Origin of the sequence: Gorillibacterium massiliense, from assembly GCF_000455485.1 — a bacterium.
In the GTDB taxonomy this organism is placed as follows: domain Bacteria; phylum Bacillota; class Bacilli; order Paenibacillales; family NBRC-103111; genus Gorillibacterium; species Gorillibacterium massiliense.
On sequence record NZ_CBQR020000071.1, the window covers coordinates 1 to 18117 of the forward strand.

General features: G+C 49.5%; 14 protein-coding genes. 7 read left to right on the plus strand and 7 right to left on the minus strand.

Translation table 11 applies throughout. The annotated features are described in order from the left end of the window. From TJ79_RS27540 to yaaA, 3 genes are all read left to right on the plus strand, one after another. Positions 1-1334: hypothetical protein (locus tag TJ79_RS27540; RefSeq protein ID WP_040949739.1), on the plus strand; the 1334-nt coding region annotated here is incomplete at its 5' end. Continuing rightward, positions 1328-2284, plus strand: coding sequence for a DUF1861 family protein (locus TJ79_RS07805; protein ID WP_040949740.1), 957 nt, complete (start codon positions 1328-1330; stop codon positions 2282-2284). The genes TJ79_RS27540 and TJ79_RS07805, both read left to right, overlap by 7 nt. An 805-nt stretch (positions 2285-3089) precedes the next feature. Beyond that, entirely contained in the window at positions 3090-3845 is a 756-nt protein-coding gene (gene yaaA, locus TJ79_RS07815) for a peroxide stress protein YaaA (RefSeq protein WP_040949741.1), read from the plus strand. Between the two features lie 245 nt (positions 3846-4090). Here the strand turns inward: yaaA and TJ79_RS07820 are convergent, their stop codons facing one another. Continuing rightward, complete coding sequence (locus TJ79_RS07820; RefSeq protein WP_081756777.1) at positions 4091-6949, minus strand: X2-like carbohydrate binding domain-containing protein; 2859 nt, start codon at positions 6947-6949, stop codon at positions 4091-4093. Between the two features lie 511 nt (positions 6950-7460). Between TJ79_RS07820 and TJ79_RS07825 the strand changes: the two genes are divergently transcribed. The 4 genes from TJ79_RS07825 (at position 7461) to TJ79_RS07840 (ending at position 12357) form a co-directional block, all read left to right on the plus strand. Further along, positions 7461-8408, plus strand: a complete 948-nt coding sequence (locus TJ79_RS07825; protein WP_162162933.1) for an alpha/beta hydrolase family protein — start codon at positions 7461-7463, stop codon at positions 8406-8408. 289 nt (positions 8409-8697) lie between these two features. Next, entirely contained in the window at positions 8698-9864 is a 1167-nt protein-coding gene (locus tag TJ79_RS07830) for a DUF4317 domain-containing protein (protein ID WP_040949743.1), read from the plus strand. Between the two features lie 200 nt (positions 9865-10064). After that, positions 10065-10952, plus strand: coding sequence for an AraC family transcriptional regulator (locus TJ79_RS07835; protein WP_155987807.1), 888 nt, complete (start codon positions 10065-10067; stop codon positions 10950-10952). A 49-nt stretch (positions 10953-11001) separates the two neighbouring features. Beyond that, positions 11002-12357, plus strand: a complete 1356-nt coding sequence (locus TJ79_RS07840; RefSeq protein WP_040949745.1) for an amidase — start codon at positions 11002-11004, stop codon at positions 12355-12357. Positions 12358-12509: 152 nt separating this feature from the next. Here the strand turns inward: TJ79_RS07840 and TJ79_RS07845 are convergent, their stop codons facing one another. From TJ79_RS07845 to TJ79_RS07870, 6 genes are read right to left on the minus strand one after another with little or no spacing between them, the layout of a single operon-like run. Further along, positions 12510-13646, minus strand: a complete 1137-nt coding sequence (locus tag TJ79_RS07845; protein WP_040949746.1) for an amidohydrolase family protein — start codon at positions 13644-13646, stop codon at positions 12510-12512. Next, entirely contained in the window at positions 13636-14706 is a 1071-nt protein-coding gene (locus tag TJ79_RS07850) for an aminotransferase class V-fold PLP-dependent enzyme (RefSeq protein WP_040949747.1), read from the minus strand. The genes TJ79_RS07845 and TJ79_RS07850 overlap by 11 nt, the downstream gene beginning before the upstream one ends. 60 nt (positions 14707-14766) lie before the next feature. After that, on the minus strand, positions 14767-15534 hold the full coding sequence (locus tag TJ79_RS07855; protein ID WP_040949748.1) for an ABC transporter ATP-binding protein: 768 nt from the start codon (positions 15532-15534) through the stop codon (positions 14767-14769). Further along, positions 15531-16304, minus strand: coding sequence for an ABC transporter ATP-binding protein (locus tag TJ79_RS07860; RefSeq protein WP_052339387.1), 774 nt, complete (start codon positions 16302-16304; stop codon positions 15531-15533). The genes TJ79_RS07855 and TJ79_RS07860 overlap by 4 nt, the downstream gene beginning before the upstream one ends. Continuing rightward, positions 16289-17113 carry an ABC transporter permease gene (locus TJ79_RS07865; RefSeq protein ID WP_155987805.1) on the minus strand — a complete coding sequence of 275 codons (825 nt, stop codon included), beginning with the start codon at positions 17111-17113 and terminating at the stop codon, positions 16289-16291. Before TJ79_RS07865 ends, TJ79_RS07860 begins: the two co-directional genes overlap by 16 nt. Then, positions 17113-18111, minus strand: a complete 999-nt coding sequence (locus TJ79_RS07870; RefSeq protein WP_238322884.1) for an ABC transporter permease — start codon at positions 18109-18111, stop codon at positions 17113-17115. The genes TJ79_RS07865 and TJ79_RS07870 overlap by 1 nt, the downstream gene beginning before the upstream one ends. Positions 18112-18117: the final 6 nt, after the last annotated feature.

Sequence of the window (18117 nt, forward strand, 5' to 3'; positions counted from 1 at the left end):
AAGGCTATTTTACGGTTGAAAACGGGGAGCGGCTGTTTCTCAACCGCTCCTTCCTCAAGGCGGGAAGCACCTATTGGTACGAGCTTTATCCGCATATCTTGCTCTCCGCCCTCGCTGCCTGCTACCCACAGGAAGAGGGGCTGCAGGCTATCATGCGGGAGACGGCGGACAAATGGCGGAAGGCCTGCGAGTCGCTGGCGGCGGAAAACGGAGTGCCGGATTTTGATCATTTGGCTTACGATTTCGAACTTGGCCGCTCTGTGGACAACGGCCGGTGGAAGGAACCAGACGCCGCGGCTGGTATGGCTTGGCTGCAATATATGGCCTATGTGCGCTGGGGCGATGAGCGCAGCCTTGCCGCGGCCCGTTCCAGCCTGGAATTTCTCAAGGACTATGCGGAAAATCCCTTCTATGAAGTACTGCTTCCCTTCGGGGCTTACATCGCCGCGCGGATGAATGCCGAGCTGGGTGACACGCATGACGTGGAAAAGCTGGTCAACGACGTATTTGAAGGGAACAGCGCTTGCCGTCCCGGCTGGGGCGTTATCTCCGAACGCTGGGGCGATTACGATTGCCACGGCTTGTGCGGCAGTCTGACCGACTGGGGGCAGCGATGGGATGTCGTGCCGCCGGAAGAAGGCTGGGCGGAGCATGACCCAGTCCGCAGCGGGTACGCCTTCGCCGCCAATACCTTCGCCCTGGCGGCGCCGCTCGTGCCGCTGGTCCGCTACGACAGCCGCTTTGCCGCCGATATCGGCAAATGGATGCTGAACGCGGCCAACGCGGCGCGGCTGTTTTATCCCGGGGCGCTGCCCGCGAAGCAGCAATCCTGCGCGTTTTACCATCCAGATCCCGACGATGTGATCGCCTACGAGGGCTTACGCAAATGGTGGGATGAACAGAGCCCCTATGCTACCGGGGATGCGATCCGCTACAGCTGGGGCTCCATTGATCTCGGCCTTTACGGCTCGTCCCACGTCGGCTTTTTCGGGGGCATCATCGAACAGACCGAGGTGGAAGGCATTCTCCGGCTCGATTGTCTCCGTACCGATTTTTTCCGCGCGCCGGCTTATCCGACGCATTTGTTTTACAACCCTTACGGGGAAGATCGAGCAGTCGCCGCCCCTTTGTCGCAATCCGGCATGCGCTGCTACGACGCCGTGACTCACCGGTTGCTGCCGCTCACGGATGATCGGCTGGTCATTCCAGCCCATGGGGCAGTGCTGGCCGTCACCTTGCCCGCAGACGGGGAACTGACGGCCCGGGAAGGAAAACGGTACTGCAACGGCATCATCATCGATTATGCGATAGATAATGGAGGAGCTTCATGCTAAATACATCCGTGCAAGATCAAACCTGTCAAGAAATGCTGGAAGAGTACCGCAGCCGCCGCGCCGCTACGGGTGCGCCTACCGCCCGCAAGCTGACTTTTGCCCAAGTGAACGGGCGGGATGTCTATAACATCACCGCACCCTTTCAAGACAAGGGTGAATGGATGCTGGCCGGTCGGGTCGAAGGTCGGGAGACGGAGTTTTCCGAGGTGCTGATCTTCCGCCTAAGCAGCGAAGAATGGGAGCCGGATACGCGCTATGCGCCGCTGCCGCTGCAGGATCCGTTTTATACCCGCGTCGGCGGGGATTTGATTCTGGGTGGCGTCTCCCTGATTCTGGACAAGGACGATCCGGAGAGGATCGCCTCCTGGGTGACCGCCTTCCGGCGCGGCCCCTTCCTTGCCGAACTGGCTCCCTTCCTGGAGGGTCCCGATCACATGAAGGATGTCCGCATTGTCCAACTGCCGGACGGGGATGTCGGCGTCTTGAGCCGCCCGCAAGGCGAGAAGGGCGGCCGAGGAAAGATCGGTTTTACCCGCGCTTCTTCCCTAGGGGTGGTTACGGCTGAAGCAATCGCTGCCGCTCCGTTGTTTGAGAACATGTTCCCGGAAGAGGAATGGGGAGGCGCCAATGAAGCCCATGTGTTGAAAAACGGGCTGATCGGCGTCCTTGGCCATGTCGCCTGCTTCGACAACACCGGAGACCGGCACTATTATCCGATGACCTTCGCTTTCGATCCCGCGACGCGGGAAAGAACGCCGATGAAGATCATCGCCGAGCGGGCTGACCTGCCCACGGGTCCGGCCAAGCGGCCGGATCTGGCGGATGTCCTGTTCAGCGGCGGGCTGATCCGCCAGAGCGCCGGCACCGCCGAACTGTATGTGGGGATGAGCGACGCGGAAGCGGGCGTGGTGCGGGTTTTGGATCCGTTTTTGGAATACGAAGCGTTGTAGGAATGGATGTGGCTTTCGCTGCTCAAATAATCGGCTAAGACTAAAGGCTGCGGGATAGGTTCTCGCAGCCTTTGCTTTGTTTTATTCAATATATCGCTCATGTTTCCACCATGCCCAACATGAGGAAAACGACCTGGTCGTGTCAAAACGCCGATTTCCCCCTGGAAGGAGCAGCTGGTTAAAGAGATCAGGGAGATGGTTCCCGGCGTCAAAAAAGCATTTGCGCCAACATCAACAACAAGCTCACCAATTTTGGATGGATTAATGGAGTCAAAAAGAAAACTTCTGAAAAGGAGCTTGCTCAGAGGTTGTCTCCGAGAAGCGAAAAAGGTTCATGGACTGAATTGAGTAACGAGTGTGCCGGTTCGAAAAGCGGAAGGGTTCTTCCTGATTTGGATCACTCTTCTTTTAGAATAGACAAAGATATCGAGCGTAGGCTGAAAGAGGAAAATCTAATATACGACAGTTTTATGGAATTTCCAGCCGATTTGTTTGGGAGCAAATTAGACAAATTCATAACAAACACGAAAGACACGTTTACTGTATGTCAGTTGAAAAAAGATCAAGGCCAACTAGCGAAAAGGCCGCAGTCATTCTAGAGCGGTTGTTGAAAAAGTCTGACTTGATTTATTAACGCACAATCAAATAAAAGGATATCCCACTTATGATCGAATGATGATACGGGATAACCTTCTTTGAACTGTAACCTGCCTGCAATGCAACGAATTGGTACATAGAAATCTGGTAAAGTGTGATAGGATAGAGTTGCATTTTTATTTTCCCGTCGAGGTAAAAAGGAAGTATCATGAGAATCATTATTTCGCCTGCCAAGAAGATGAAGACGGACACGGATTTCTTTGCTTGCGGACAGATGCCGCAATTTTTAAGCGAATCGAAAATTCTTCTGTCTTTATTAAAAAAGTGGAGCTATGAAGAAGCAAAATCAATTTGGAATTGCAATGATGCCATCGCTACGCTGAATGTTGAGCGGATTGAGAATATGGATTTAACCCGGGATTTGACTCCAGCTCTCTTTTCCTACGAGGGCATTCAATACCAGCACATGGCACCCGGCGTGTTTCAAGCGGAGGAGTTGGAGTATCTTCAGAAGCATTTGCGGATCCTATCCGGGTTTTATGGGATGCTGCGGCCTTTTGACGGAGTTGTTCCTTATAGGCTGGAAATGCAGGCAAAGCTGGACGGGCCTGGCTTCAGCTCCCTCTATGGGTTTTGGAACAGAAAACTGGCGGATCAGCTTTTTTCGGAGAGCAACTGCATACTGAATTTGGCCTCCAAGGAATACAGCAAATGTATCTCTCCTTACCTGAGCGGGGATGTTCGGTTTGTTACTTGTGTGTTTGGGCAGAAAATCGGCGATAAGGTGATAGAAAAAGGGACTCAGGTCAAGATAGCCAGAGGCGAAATGGTTCGCTTCATGGCCGAGTGCCAAATCGGCTCTGTGGAGGATATCAAATGGTTTAACAGACTAAATTATGGTTTCTCTGATGAGTTGTCAAATGAGAGTACGTATGTGTTTATACAAAAACATGCAAATAGCTAGGATGCCACAATGGAGAACTAGCTTCATCTGCGATAACCCTCAGAGCAATCTGTGTTCCCACAAATGGAATCATAAGGTGATATACTCGTATAAGGATTAATTGCGATCCTCCATCGGGTATCCCAACCCCCAAATAAATCATGACGATCGTCCGCTAGCATATGCGAGATAAAAATGAACCCGTTCACAGAGAAGGAGCTCGTCCGAAAATCGGCGAGCTCCATTTTGACAAATTGAACCCACCCTTACGGCTCCACACCCCATTGCAGACTGCCGTTCACGTAACCGGTCATTTTCGTCCAATCTGCGTAGCTGGAGCCGGTTGGGCTGAACGAGTAGTCGCCGGTTTGTGTGTAGTTGCTCCAGTCCGTACGGGCGATGCGGATCTGGATCTCAGCTTCGGCGCTTGGCGCCAGCGAGCCGGCTGAGCTGGAAAAGCCGATTTCAAAATACGTGTCGGCGCCTGTTTTTGGAGTGGCCATCGTCACGAACGTGCCGGTGACGTTGGAGCTGCCAACATTCGACCAGTCGCACCAGAACGCTTGCGTCTTGTTAGCGTCAACCGTGTAGTAGTAGCGGAGCTTGACGTTAGCAAGATTAATCGCCGTCGTGCCGGTATTTACGATTTTAATTCTCGGAGCGATTGTGTTGCTGGAAGCTGAGGTGTTCGCGTTGAACATTTGGATTTTCAGCCCGCCTATCGTTGTTGAAGTCGTGTCGACTACTGATACCGCCAACACGGGATCGGTGCCTGCGCTGAAGTCGAATGTCAAATTCGTTGTACCGACCGCTTGCGCGGCGAGATAGCTTTTGTTAATCGTGACAGTCGTGCCCGATACGGTGTAGTCTGTGCCGGCTACGAGGGTGGCACTGCCGTTCTTGATGCTCGATAGCGTGTTGCCGTTCAGTGTCAATGCTACCGTGATGTCGGCTTGGTTTGCCGTCTTCTTGTCGAAGGTCGCGCTTGTCGGCGAAATGGTCGAGTTGTTCACCGTGGACGTCGTGTCAACGACCGATATCGCCAGCACGGGATCGTTGCCTGCGCTGAAGTCGAATGTCAGGTTCGTCGTGCCGACTGCCTGTGCGGCAAGATAGCTTTTCTTAATCGTGACAGTCGTACCCGATACAGTGTAGTCTGTGCCCGATACGAGGGAGGCAGAACCGTTTTTAATGCCGCTGAGTGTATTGCCGTTCAAGGTCATCGTAACCGCGATGTCGGCTTGGTTCGCCGTCTTCTTGTCAAAGGTCGCGCTTGTCGGCGAAATGGTTGAGTTGGCCGAGGGCGTCGTGTCGACGACCGTAACCACCAGCACGGGATCGGTGCCTGCGCTGAAGTCGAAGGTCAGATTCGTCGTGCCGACTGCCTGTGCGGCAAGGTAGCTTTTTTTAATCGTAACGGTTGTGCCCGATACGGTGTAGTCCGTGCCGGCTACGAGGGAGGTAGAGCCGTTCTTAATGCCGTTGAGTGTATTGCCGTTAAAATTCACCGTTATAGCCTTATCGCTTTGATTCGGAGCATATTTGTCGAATTGAACGGTTTTAGGTGTAATGGATGAGCTTGTGCTTGGAACCTTCAAATTGGGCAGTTCATCCAATGTGATGACATAGCTGCTTTGATAAAGCATCGTCAAGGTGGCCGGATAATTATTGGCGGAGCTCATGAGGAATTCGCCGTACCAAGGCAAGAAGTAGAGCCATCCCGATTTTTCCTCCGTTAGATTTTGGACGCTTGGAATGGTGTCGTTCTCCGTCATGGCCACCATTTTCTTACCGCTGGTCATATCAACAAGCCGATAGAAAGTTGAAGTAATGGCATCCTCGTTGGGTACGCCGGACAAACCGTCATAGCGGTTATAGATCGTATTGTATTTATCGTAACCGACAATATCTACCTGATTGTCACCGGGATACCATACGGGAGAAGTGCTATACGTATAGCTGTTATAAGTCCAGATCAAGTTGTGCAAGCCGTACGTCCCCGTCAGTTCGGTATAGAGCAGATTCCACAGCTGTTTATATACGGTTGCACCTGCCTTGGCCCACCAGAACCAAGCGCCTTCCCCGTTCACCCCGCCGTTGCCCTCCGCCTCATGAAAGGGACGGAAAATAACCGGTACTCCATTGTTTTGCAAAATGAGCAGCTGTTCCGCCAGGTCTTTAATGGCAAGCTGCAAGTATTGATATTCTTTCGTACCGGGAACCACCGCATTGGCCGTATTGAAATCTGTTTCCGTCGGCTTGTAGGTGGCGTCTGTCCAAACTATAGATTGTCCGAGCTGATAGGAGGTGAAATTTTTCGGCACCGTGATATGCCAGCTGGCTGTTGCGATTCCGCCCCGGTTATTCACCCAATCGATCACCCGATTGGTCGTGCCGTCCTCCCACCCATATAATGGATTATAGTTCATAAAATCGAAGCCGCGGATCGCCGGGTATTTTCCGGTCAAATTATGGATCCAATCAAACTCCAACTCAGAATTGCCGTTATTTCCGCCCCCGTATATCTCCTGCTGGCCGGAGATAATATGGTTGCCGTAAACCCCAGTCAAATAGTTCATCAATAGTTGAGTTTCCGCTGTCGCATGAGGATCCGTAAGGCTCGGTTGTACATTCAAAGGATCAAGTTTAGCGTAATCTACGGTGAAGGAGTCAAAATAGGCGAATCCCCAACCGGCTTTTAATTGGATCGTGTTGCTTCCCGCATTCAGCTTTTGAATGCCAAAATCGAAATTGGCCCATGTGGTCGTGTAGGGTAGCATAAAGGATCCCTTCGTAACGCCGTTAACGGTTAAATACTGAAGTCTTCCGTCGGGACTCAGCTCCTGCATGTAACGGGTGGAGATCGAGTACATACCGGTTGCCGGGACAGTCACCGTGAAGGTTATGGTACCGGAATTCTGCATCCAAACAAATCCGTTTCCAGTGTAGCCGGGTTTGGGTGTCCCGTAAATTTGAGTCGCAACTTGAAGATCGGAGCTGAGCTGAGCGTTTTCGGCTTCAATCGTGAAGAGCGCGGTGTCCGCATGAGCAGGCACTGTCGACAATCCTATCAGCAGGGTAAAAGCTAGCATAATCGCACATACCTTTTTGAGCCAGCATTTCATTACTACTGTCCCCTTTCATGTGAAATATACTAAATCATCTTGCAAACCCTTCTTCTATGATTGCGCTTTCAAAATTACCATAGCATATGGTTAAACCACTGTATATGCAACCAAATATTCATTGATTCTCCTAACTCCTGCCACTTTTGTTACAAAGAAAAACTAGCATAATTTTTCAAAAACAACCCGTTTAATAGAACCAATTCCCTAGACGGCAGGGGAAATCATTTGGCGAGAGGATATATCCTCTTATTTTTCTGGTTGTAAAAAGATAGAAGTGTGGTGGTTTGGAGAAATGATGCCCATTGGAGTATGAATGGCGGGAGCCGGACGAGTTTGATTCGTATAAGGATTAAGGGATTAGTCGAGGTCGTTTTTTTACAATACGGGTATCGAAGCTTTTAATATCATTAGATGGCGCACACCGCTTAGAACGTAACCTGCAATGGTATTTTCCTGAAATTATTGTATTAAATGATATAATATGTGAAGAGTATTGATATTAAGCGAGGTGAGTAACATAGCAAATTTAAGAAATGAGATAGCACAAGCAATTGGAATTATATCTCCTAATACCATACCTCATATTGAATATAGACTACTGGACTCCACAAAGGAAGATGGATATACAAGACAATTAATTGAGTATGATTCTTACGGAGACAAAGTCATTGCTTTTCTTTTGCTTCCGGAAATACTTGATAAAAATCCAGCTATTCTCATCAATCACCAGCACAACAGGGAGCATCATTTAGGAAAGAGCGAAGTTTGCGGTTTAGCTGGGAATCCTTTGCAAGCTTTTGGACCTGAATTGGCGAAAAAGGGATTTGTTGTGTTAGCTCCTGACTCAATATGCTTTGAGGAAAGACGTAAAAATGCACATGGAATAGAACCTCTCTTAGATGGCGGTGACTTTTGGGAGCATTATAATGAAATGTGCTATCGTATAATAAAAGGCGATTATTTGATGAAAAAAGTGCTAGATGATGCTATCAATGGGGTAACTTTGCTTTCTAATCTTACTTATGTTGACAATAAAAGTATTGGCACACTTGGACATTCATATGGTGGTAATACTGTTTTATTTCTTTCTGCGTTAGATGAACGAATAGCCTTTAGTTGTGCAAGCGGTAGTGCTTGTACTTATGAAAATCGCATGATAAACAATGTTGGGATTGAAATGGCGAGTGTAATTCCGAACTTCCACAGCAAATACGATATATTTAATTTGGTATCTTGTATTGCACCAAGACGATTGCTTATTGTTTCTGCGGAAGATGATAAATATTCAAGAGATGCTTCATATATCGTTGAAAAAGCCAGCCCAACCTATTCAGAACTTAAAGCCTTACACAACCTGCACCACAAGAGATATCAAGGCGGTCATGGATTGACGAAAGAAAGATTCGATTTTATTATAGAGTGGCTTGATTCAAATGCGAAACATTGTGTAGTATAAGCATTTTCTACATATTGAAAGTAAATAAATTTTGAATCCTAAACCTCACAAAATTCTGTGAGGCTTCTTTAATTTCCGAAGATTTGGGTATACGAAATCAAATTTAGTTTGAAACGTTTCGGCACTTACGGATACTTCTCTGGATTCGGTAGCCATCGTAATTTATGTCGCTTGATGCCGGATTCTCTCTTGATCTGGGCTAATCTACTGTTCCGCTCATATAGCGAAGGGTTTTTATATCGTTTATACTTATAAAGCCAATAACTTCTTAGGAGCTGTCTGACAAACCATGATAAAGAAAGAAGTCGCGCATATACGCAAGCAATTTAAACTGGATCACGATTTGCTGACGATTTACGACATTCTCAACGTGTATATTACGAAGGAAAGCAACGAGATCTATCATTGTGAACGCCAGCCGTTTGCCCTGTTGGACAGAGAGAAGCAAGAGCTGTATATGGGGAACTTCAAAAAACTGCTGACCGGCGAATTGGATCAGAAGCTGTTCGAGTTGAGGTTTCAGGAGGAAGCGGAGGAGCCGACGCGGGTGCTGCTTCACCAAGGTTTGGCGACAGGCGATGCGAACGAATGGCAGGACCTGATGCTGCTGATCGTGGAGAAAATGCTGGCGGATGCCAAGTATGAACGGGATACGGTGGTCACGTTCGTTCGCGGTCAATACTTCCGGCCGACCAAGGACAGGAATGAAGAAGCCGAAGAGAGCGGGAAGGATGAACTGTTTTCACATCCTTTTATCCTATGCAGCGTGAATTCCACGGAGCAGCAACGAAAAACGCTCTTGTTTGATTATGTGGAGCGTGAATTCAAGTACAATGTCATGGTAGATCCGATTATCAAGTTGAGTTCTCCGGAGCAAGGGTTCTTTTACCCCAGCGTGACGGACAACTATTCCGATGTGAACCGCATTCTGTATTGCACGGGGAAAGCAAATGAGCTGAACTTGCCCTTCATTGAGCAGGTGTTGAATGCCGAAAGATCCGTGACGTCACAGGAAGAAAGAGCCATCTTCGAAGACATCGTGAAGGAAGTGGTAGGCGAACAGCTCGACGCGGCTACTCTTGCCCATGTGTACGAGGAGATCAACCGGGTGATTGAAACTAACGAGGAAGAGGAAGAACCTCCGAAGCTGGATTATAAAGATGTGGAACGCGTGCTGACCGTAAGCGGCGTAGAGAACGTGACGGCGGAAAAAGTGGAACGGGCGTTTCAAACGATCGTCGACGATAAAAACTATGAACTGAAGGCAAGCAGCGTGATGCCGAAATTTACTTCAAAATCGATTAAAATCGATACAAAGGTAGCCACGATTTCCGTCAGCCCGCAGGATTTGAAGTATGTGAAACAAGTCAATTATCAAGGAAAACGATGCATCTTAATTGAAGTCGACGAGGATGCCGTGATCGAAGGATTTACGCTCAGTACGGAGACGTTGTAGACTCGTCTGACAGCGCGGGCTGACCGCTATCATCTGCTGCATTCCATTGGGTGAAAGAGCCATGCAGGTATCTGCATGGCTTTTCTCTTTTTTGTCAAAAGGATATGGAAGCATCCCCGGAGAAAATGGATAGTGTCGAACCTTGGTGAAAATGAACCGACGCACACTCGCTGATTTTATAGAGGAGGTTTTCTGTGAAGATGAGCGATCCATCCTATCAAAAGCAGATCGAACAAGCGTTGGAATATGCTGAGCATCATATGGATTCCGATTTATCCTTGCAAACCCTATCCAAAATCGCGGGATTTTCCCCCTATCATTTTCACCGTATTTTCCATGCCGTAACGGGAAAGAATTTGCATCCGTATATTCAAGAGCGTAGATTGAACAACTGTGCCAGCCGGCTTCTTTACGAAGATTGTGAAATTACGGAAATGACATTGGATTATGGGTTCGCCACGCCGAGTTCATTTGCAAGGAGTTTTAAAAAGCAATTCGGATGCACACCAACTCAGTATAAAAAAACAAAAGAGCGAAAGTTTCCAGTTCCTTTTGCAGAACTGCCTTTGCAGGACATACGGTTTGATGCGGAAATGGAAAAACGCTTTTATGAAGCTGCGCTTTCGGATCTATCGACGGTTTGCATAGGGATAACCGGGATATCCGAAACCTGGGATAATCCGGAGATTACGAGGGCATACGAGCAAATTTTCAAATGGCTGAAGGAAAATCAGAAGGTGACACCCCATACGAAAATATGCGGCGTTACGATGGATACTCCGGAGGTGCAAAGTCTATCGTCATGCAGATACTATGCCTGTGCCACGGTAGAATCCTACGTATATGATGAACGCCTTGCCTATCGAATTTTTCAAACATCGGGAGCTTATATTTGCTGCAAAATGAACCGCGGCATAAACGATTTTGCGGATCATTTTTTCAGGCACATGGATTATCTATATGGATTTTACATGGCGTCGCACCATTATTCGCCGGATAACCGCCCTTTCGTGGAATTTTATGAAAGGATGCCGGACGGAGAGCTATACATCTGTTTTTGCGTGCCAGTAAAAAAAAGCAAGAATTGAACAGCGCTATCCCTTCCGATTCGTAAAAATGGAATCAAGGGGTGACGGTATGGAATCAAATATGAGAAAGCAAATGGAGAATGTAAAAACCGGAAAAATTACCGTGTTAGAGATCGTTAAAGAAAGACTCGCTCTATTGGAGAAACACAAATCCTGCAATGCTGTTATTTATTGTGATGAAAAAAAGGTACTGGAGCAGGCTGACGAGCTGGATGCCAAAATCAAAGCGGGAAAACATGCAGGAAAACTCTGCGGTGCCGTGATTACGGTTAAAGATAATCTGGAGGTGAAGGGATTAAAGGCAACTGCCGGAATGAAAGAGTTTGAGAGCTATATTCCATCGAGGGATTGTGAGGCAGTCGCCAAATTAAGAGCGGAGGGTGCCGTCATTTTAGGGAAGACCAATATGCCTGCAGGCGCAATGGATATGCAAACGTTTAATGGCTTATACGGAAGAACAAATCATCCCGACTATCCTGAATATACATGCGGGGGAAGCAGCGGTGGCGGGGCAGCTGCCGTCAAACTAGGAATTTGCGACGCCGATATCGGAAACGATTTTATGGGTTCGATCCGTGTACCTGCACACTTTTGTGGGATTTATGGCATGATTGGTACCGACAAGGTGATTCCCTTAGATAACATAGTCGGCGGAAAGCCTCATGGAACCACCATGTCCAATATTCTTCGTATCGGCATACAGGCGGCTCATTTGGATGATTTACGCCTGCTGGTTACCGTTATTGCAGATGATTCCAAGATCTTTCCGGAAACACGATGTTCTGATCAACTGAAAATTGCCTATACGAAAAACTGCGGAGATTTGCCGATTTCTCAGGAATATGCCGGCTGCTTCGCAGATTATATTAACGGCTTATCTATAAACGCTCAGGCTAGTGAAGTTGATCCGAATGTATTCCCCTTTCAAAAATCAAGGGAATGCTTTTTGAAGCTATTGTACGGCAATATGGCAGTCTCCCTTCCAACGATCGCAAGAATAATGATGGGCTCGAAAATGTCGAGAAAACTAAAAACCTATCTGGAATTGGAAGAGGAGAGAGAAGGATATATGGCTCAAATGGATCATATCCTGGCAGAATATGATGTTTTGTTGGCTCCTGTTACCGCGACACCGGCATTTCGGCATATACGTCCAGTTAGAACCCTTGGGCATCAGGCCATATATGAGGATTTTCTTGTTGATGAAACAAAGGTATCCTATTCCGTAGCAAACATGGGGTATACGACTCCCTTTTCCCTTACTGGAAATCCGGTTGTTGTTATTCCGATAGGACAAACAGCAAAGGGATTGCCTCTTGGCATACAGGTGGTTGGAAGAAGGATGCATGAGTATGACTTGCTCAAATCTGCAGGAATAATAATGCAAAGTGCTCAGCTAACGTGATTCGTTCACCTATCAATTAAGAAGAAACACGAAAAAGACGGAAAGGGTGGGTGCCCCTCCGTCTTTTTTTGTTTGCGGGAAAATCTAAAGACTCTTTAACCCGTAATACTAATCGGACTCGTCCATCTTGCGGATGAAGGTTTTCAGCAATTCTAAATCTCCCCCACCACCACAGACACAATGCTATTCCGCAACTCCTCCGCATTCTTCGCCTGATAAGGATCGGCATTGAAAAGGATGGCGTCTGCAGTAAATCCTTCTTCGATCCGTCCAAGCTTGCCGCTGAGTCCTAATATATCAGCACCTAGCTCCGTTGCAGCTCGCCAAGCCTCTTCGCGGGTTAGTCCGCAATCGATGAGCGTGTCGAGTTCTTCGAGATTGCGACCATGCAGCACGGGCGTGGCAAAATCCGTGCCGAAGGCGATTTGTACGCCAGCGTTTTTGGCGTATCGGATAGCTTTGGGATGCGCTTCGGCGGCTCGAGCGGCATGATCGAGGAAAGGCTCTTCCAACTGGAGAGCTCCCTTTGGATCCGCCGCAATACGATAGATAGTGGCGGTTGGGATAAGCGGGATATTGGCTTGGGCAAGCCTGTGAGCTTGAGTTTCGGTCATATAGATTCCGTGCTCAACGGAATCTACGCCGGCTTCGATTGACCAATCCAAGGCAAGACCGCCCCAAGCATGGACCATTACTTTCCTATTCGTTGCATGTGCCGCGCGCACAATGGAATGAAGTTCCTCCTGCGAAAATAAGGGATTGAGCACCTTTTCCGGCGAAGCTCCAAGTCCCCCAGTAGCAAAGATTTTGATCCAGTTTGCTTCACTGTTCGAAATTTCCTGTACCCGTCGCTCCAAATGTCCTAGACTCTGATGAGCATCTTGTCCTCCAAGAGGTTCGCCGCTGGCAAAGACTCTTAAGGGCTGGTTGTAGTGCTCGCCGATATGTCGGGCGTGGCTAGGCAATAACCCGCCTGCGTCTCGGGCGGTCGTCACTCCGGTACGAAGGGTCGCCTCGAAAGCTTGGGCCTGTAAAGCTTCGATCTCGCTTTTATCCCGTTTTAACTGATCATCATGATGAAAATCCGTCCAGGCTAAGTGGGTATGAAGATCGATCACGCCTGGAGAAATCCATAGATCCCGGCTCGCACTCCCACTGTCCTGCAAAGAGACAGCTTCTACCATGGAAGCAAAACGGCCATTGATGATCTTGATATCGAACCGTTTCCCCGGGATTCCCGCCACGTAAATATTTTGGAGTGTCACGTCTTTTGAACGATTATTTTCCATCGTTACGCTCCCCCTCCCATACTAATCTTCCAGCAGCAATAGCACCGCCCGGAACTTGATCCGTTAATTCCGCAAGGGTAAGGATGGCTTGCTCCACGCTATCCTGGCTGGCGTTCGAGCCAAAATGATTGATGCGCAAAAGCTTGCCGTTCAGTTCTCCGTCACCTGGAGCGACGATGCCCACAGGGCGTTTGATGGAAAGTCCATCACCACCTGCTTTCGGAATCCGGATTGTCGTGACAAGCGGCGAATAGCTGCGTTCTTTTTGCTGCCACGGTTCAAGTCCCAAAGCTTTCAAGCCGGCAACAACAGCGGATGATGCCAGTCGATGGCGTTGGATGACGGCCGGCAAGCCTTCTTCTTCAGCGAGTTTTAACGCGGCGATAAGCGCCCGAGCTTCGAGAACAGAGATGTTTGCGGGAATCCGTCCGGAAAAAGGATCGTGCTCAGGAAGTTTCAGATCAAGCAAGGAAAGAATCGAATTGCGCGGCGCTTGCGGGTTTGCTTCTAAAAACGCCCACCCTCGTTCGCTGATCCCGACGGCACTTATTCCGTTTGGACCGGCGAGGGCTTTTTGCGCGCCGATGGCGACGAAATCGATTCCCCACTCGTCCATCAGCACCGGTTCCGCACCGATTGCCGAGACCGAATCCGAGACGGTGATGAGGTTGTATTGCCGGGTGAGCTTCAGAATTTCGGCTGTTGGATTGGAGCCTCCCGTGACGGCTTCCGCTTGCACGAAGGATAGGGCGCACGGTTTGTATTTTTCAATCGCCGCTGCGACTTCATCGACGGTTACAACATCATCGAAGGAGGTTTGAATTTCCACAACCTCGGTACCGCCGCGGGCGAGCCATTTTCCAAAGAGGGTTCCATAGGGGCCGGTTACGATATTTAAAATCGTGTGCCCAGGGGCGGCTATGCCTGCTGCGATAGCCTCGATTCCCAAAATCGCTTCACTCGGTATGATAACGGGAAATTGTTTTGTCGACAGAAGGTTGGAGAGCAAGATATGAAGCGTTTCATATTCTTCTGTTGTGAGAGGTTTGTAATTGGGCATCGTGTCCACCTTCTATTATTTAAATTGAACGAAAGAAAGGGATGGAGGAGCGGAGAAACCTCAACTTCTATCATTTGAAAATTGCGGCATGGTCGGAACCGCTGACAAAAGCTCGTATCCATAAGACGATTCCGGACGGGTAAAAAAAGTATCTCTGGGGCTGACTTCGACTAACTTTCCCTTCCGCATCACGGCAACCGTATCGCATATCGCGTTGATCACGGCCAGATCGTGAGAGATGAACAGCATTGTAAGATCAAGCTCCGACTTGAGCGTGTTCAATAGGTCAAGAATACTCGCCTGTACCGAGACGTCCAACGCACTCGTAGGTTCATCGGCGATAAGGAAGCTAGGCTCAACAGCAATTGCCCGGGCGATTGCGATTCGCTGTCGTTGGCCACCTGAGAATTCATGGGGATATCGATCCAGCGCGGTTTCGTCGATCCGCACGCGGGCGAGAAGCTCCTTGCATCGCTCTTCCACCTGGGAGCGTTCCACGATTTTATGAAAAAGCAGCGCTTCAGCTAATATTTGCTTGACGGAATGTCTCGGATTGAGAGAAGCATCCGGGTTTTGAAAGACCATTTGGATCTTTTTATGCTGTTCCCGGGTCCGGCGATTGCCCAATACCTGAGAGCCCAGATTAACCTGCCCTTCATTCGGGATAATCAATCCGGCGATTACCCTAGCGAGGGTAGATTTGCCTGAGCCGGATTCTCCTACGAGGCCAAGGGTCGTATGGGGCTTGAACTCCAAGCTGACATGGTCGAGAGCGGCAAATTGTCCATACTGTACGGTAATATTTTCTGCCCGTAATGTTGTACTCATTGATCAGCCCTCCTTTCAAAATCCGGGAGAGGAAGTACGGAGTTGATCAGCATTTGCGTATAGGGATGTTGTGGTCTTTGCAATACAGAAAAAGTATCCCCTTGCTCTACGATCCTTCCTTCTTTCATGACGATAAGCCTGGAGCACATCGAAGAAGCGATGGCCAGATTGTGCGTAACGAAAATGACGGCATAACCCAGCTCTTTTTGCAGGCTTGTGATGAGACCCAAGATTTGCCGCTGAACGGTAACGTCAAGGGCTGTCGTCGGCTCGTCGCAAAGAAGCAGGTTGGGCTTGCACGCCAGTGCCATGGCAATCACGATTCGCTGGCATTGGCCACCTGATAGCTGATGGGGGTAGCGGTCCTTTTGCTTTAAGGAATCGGGCAGACCGAGCATCTCGATGAGCTCTAAGGCGATGGTACGCGAGGCCTTCCGGCTGACTTTCTGCCTGTAGTAAACCACCTCGGCCAGCTGCTTGATCACCGGACAAAGCGGGTCAAGGGCTCTTACCGGGTCCTGAAAAATCATCGCGCCTCTGCCGTCAAGCCGAATCGTTCCACCGACTTGTTCAATGCCGGAGGGAAGCAGCCCGATGATGGAGCGTAGGGTGAGGGACTTGCCGGATCCGGACTCCCCTACGAGACCGATGCTTTCACCTGCCGCGACTTTGAGGCTGACATCGCTGACCAGCGTTTTGTTGGATCGGGTTCCAAGGGACAATTGTTCTACTTCCAATATGGGGTTCATGGCGTTCATTTCCTTCTCCATAGATCCGCTAACCCGTCACCTACTAGAGATAAGGCTATTCCCGTGTACACGACCGCAAAACCCGGTATGGCCGAAAGCCACCACTTGGTCGATAAAAAGGGCTGTCCTTCGGAGATCATCGTGCCCCAATCCGGAGTTGGCGGCGCGATGCCGATTCCGAGATAGCCTAAGGTGACGATGGCTACAAGCAACACGGCCATATCCGTCATCAGGATGACCACCGCTTGCGGCAGCACATTGGGCAACAGATGTCGCAGGATGATTTTTAGATTCGGGAGTCCCAAGGTTTTGGCGGAGGCAATCCATTCCTGCTTACGGAAGGATGCGCTCAACCCTTTGACCACCCGGGCATAGACGATCCAGCCAACCAGCGCAAAGGTGATGTAGATTCCCTTTTCTCCCGCGCCGCTTATAAAGGCTACGATAATGACGATCAAATAAAAGGGGAATGCAATCAATGTATCGGTAAGAAGCGTGATGAGCGTGTTCACCCATTTTCCATAATAGCCGGCGAGCATGCCGAGAAACACACCCGTGCAAAAAGGGATCACTTCCGCCAGCGCCATGATCTTCAGATCGGTCCTAGCGGCGTAGATGAGCCGCGTAAACAAATCGCGTCCCAGTTGATCGGTTCCCAGCCAGTGTTTGGCCGATGGAGGCTGCAATAGAGCGGACATGTTCTGATCGACGGGATGATAGGGACTGATCACCGGCGCCAGAAGCGCAATGCCGATCAAAAGAGCGAACAGGATACATCCCCATAGAAGGGATGGAGTATTTCCGATTTTTTTCAGCGAACGTACGAGCATCAGGGTTCTCCTTTCGTTCGGGGATCCAGATACCCGGAAGCAATCTCCACCAAGAGGCCGATGATCACGACGAAAATCGCGCAATAAAGGGCGATCCCCTGGATAACCGGAAAATCCCGATTTGAGATGGCTGAAAAAAGCAGGCTTCCGATGCCTTTGAGGCCGAAGGCTTTTTCAACGACCAACGTTCCGCCGATCAAATAGGCGACATTAACACCAAGCAGCATGAGGGCGGGAAGAGCGGAATTGCGTAGGACATGCTTGAACAGGATGACACGGTTCGGGATTCCAGCGGCTCTCAGCGTAACGACAAAATCGGACTCCAGCACCTCCAGCATCTGCGCTCTTAACGAGCGAACGAGGGATGGAATTTGCGAAAAGGCCACGGTTATGGCGGGAAGGGTGAGACTGAATAGGCTTCCTGCAAATCCTTCTTTGACTCCTCCGACAGGGAACCAGTGAAGCCGGACGGCAAACAGCAAGATCAGCAGCAGCCCGATCCAAAAAACCGGCATGCCTAACGTTACGGCTGGCAAAATGCGAATAATGTGATCGAGCAGCCCGTTTTTATGCGTAGCGGCGAGAACGGCGAGAACAAGGGAAACGATGATGGCTAGAAGACAGCTCATGGCAACAAGCAGCAGCGTCATGGGGGCGCGATCGAGAATCAGCCCTCTTGAAGACGTTTCGTAAATGATAGAGGTGCCGGTATCGCCATGAGTGAAAATATTGTGCAAAAAGCGGATGAACTGCTCCCAAAGGGAAAGATCGAGCCCGAGCTTGTGACGCATGCCGCTCATCGCCTCGGCTGTGGCGTATTCCCCAAGGATCATTTTGACGGGGTCTCCCGGTACCAGCCTTATGAGGAAAAAGACAGCCGTCACCACGCAAATGATGACGGCTGCCGCCCGTAATAGGGCGCGCAACAACCATTTGCGTGGTGACGCTGCAGTCGCGGACGAGTCGACAGGTTTGTTAAGTAATCTGTTGACTGCCAAGGTAAA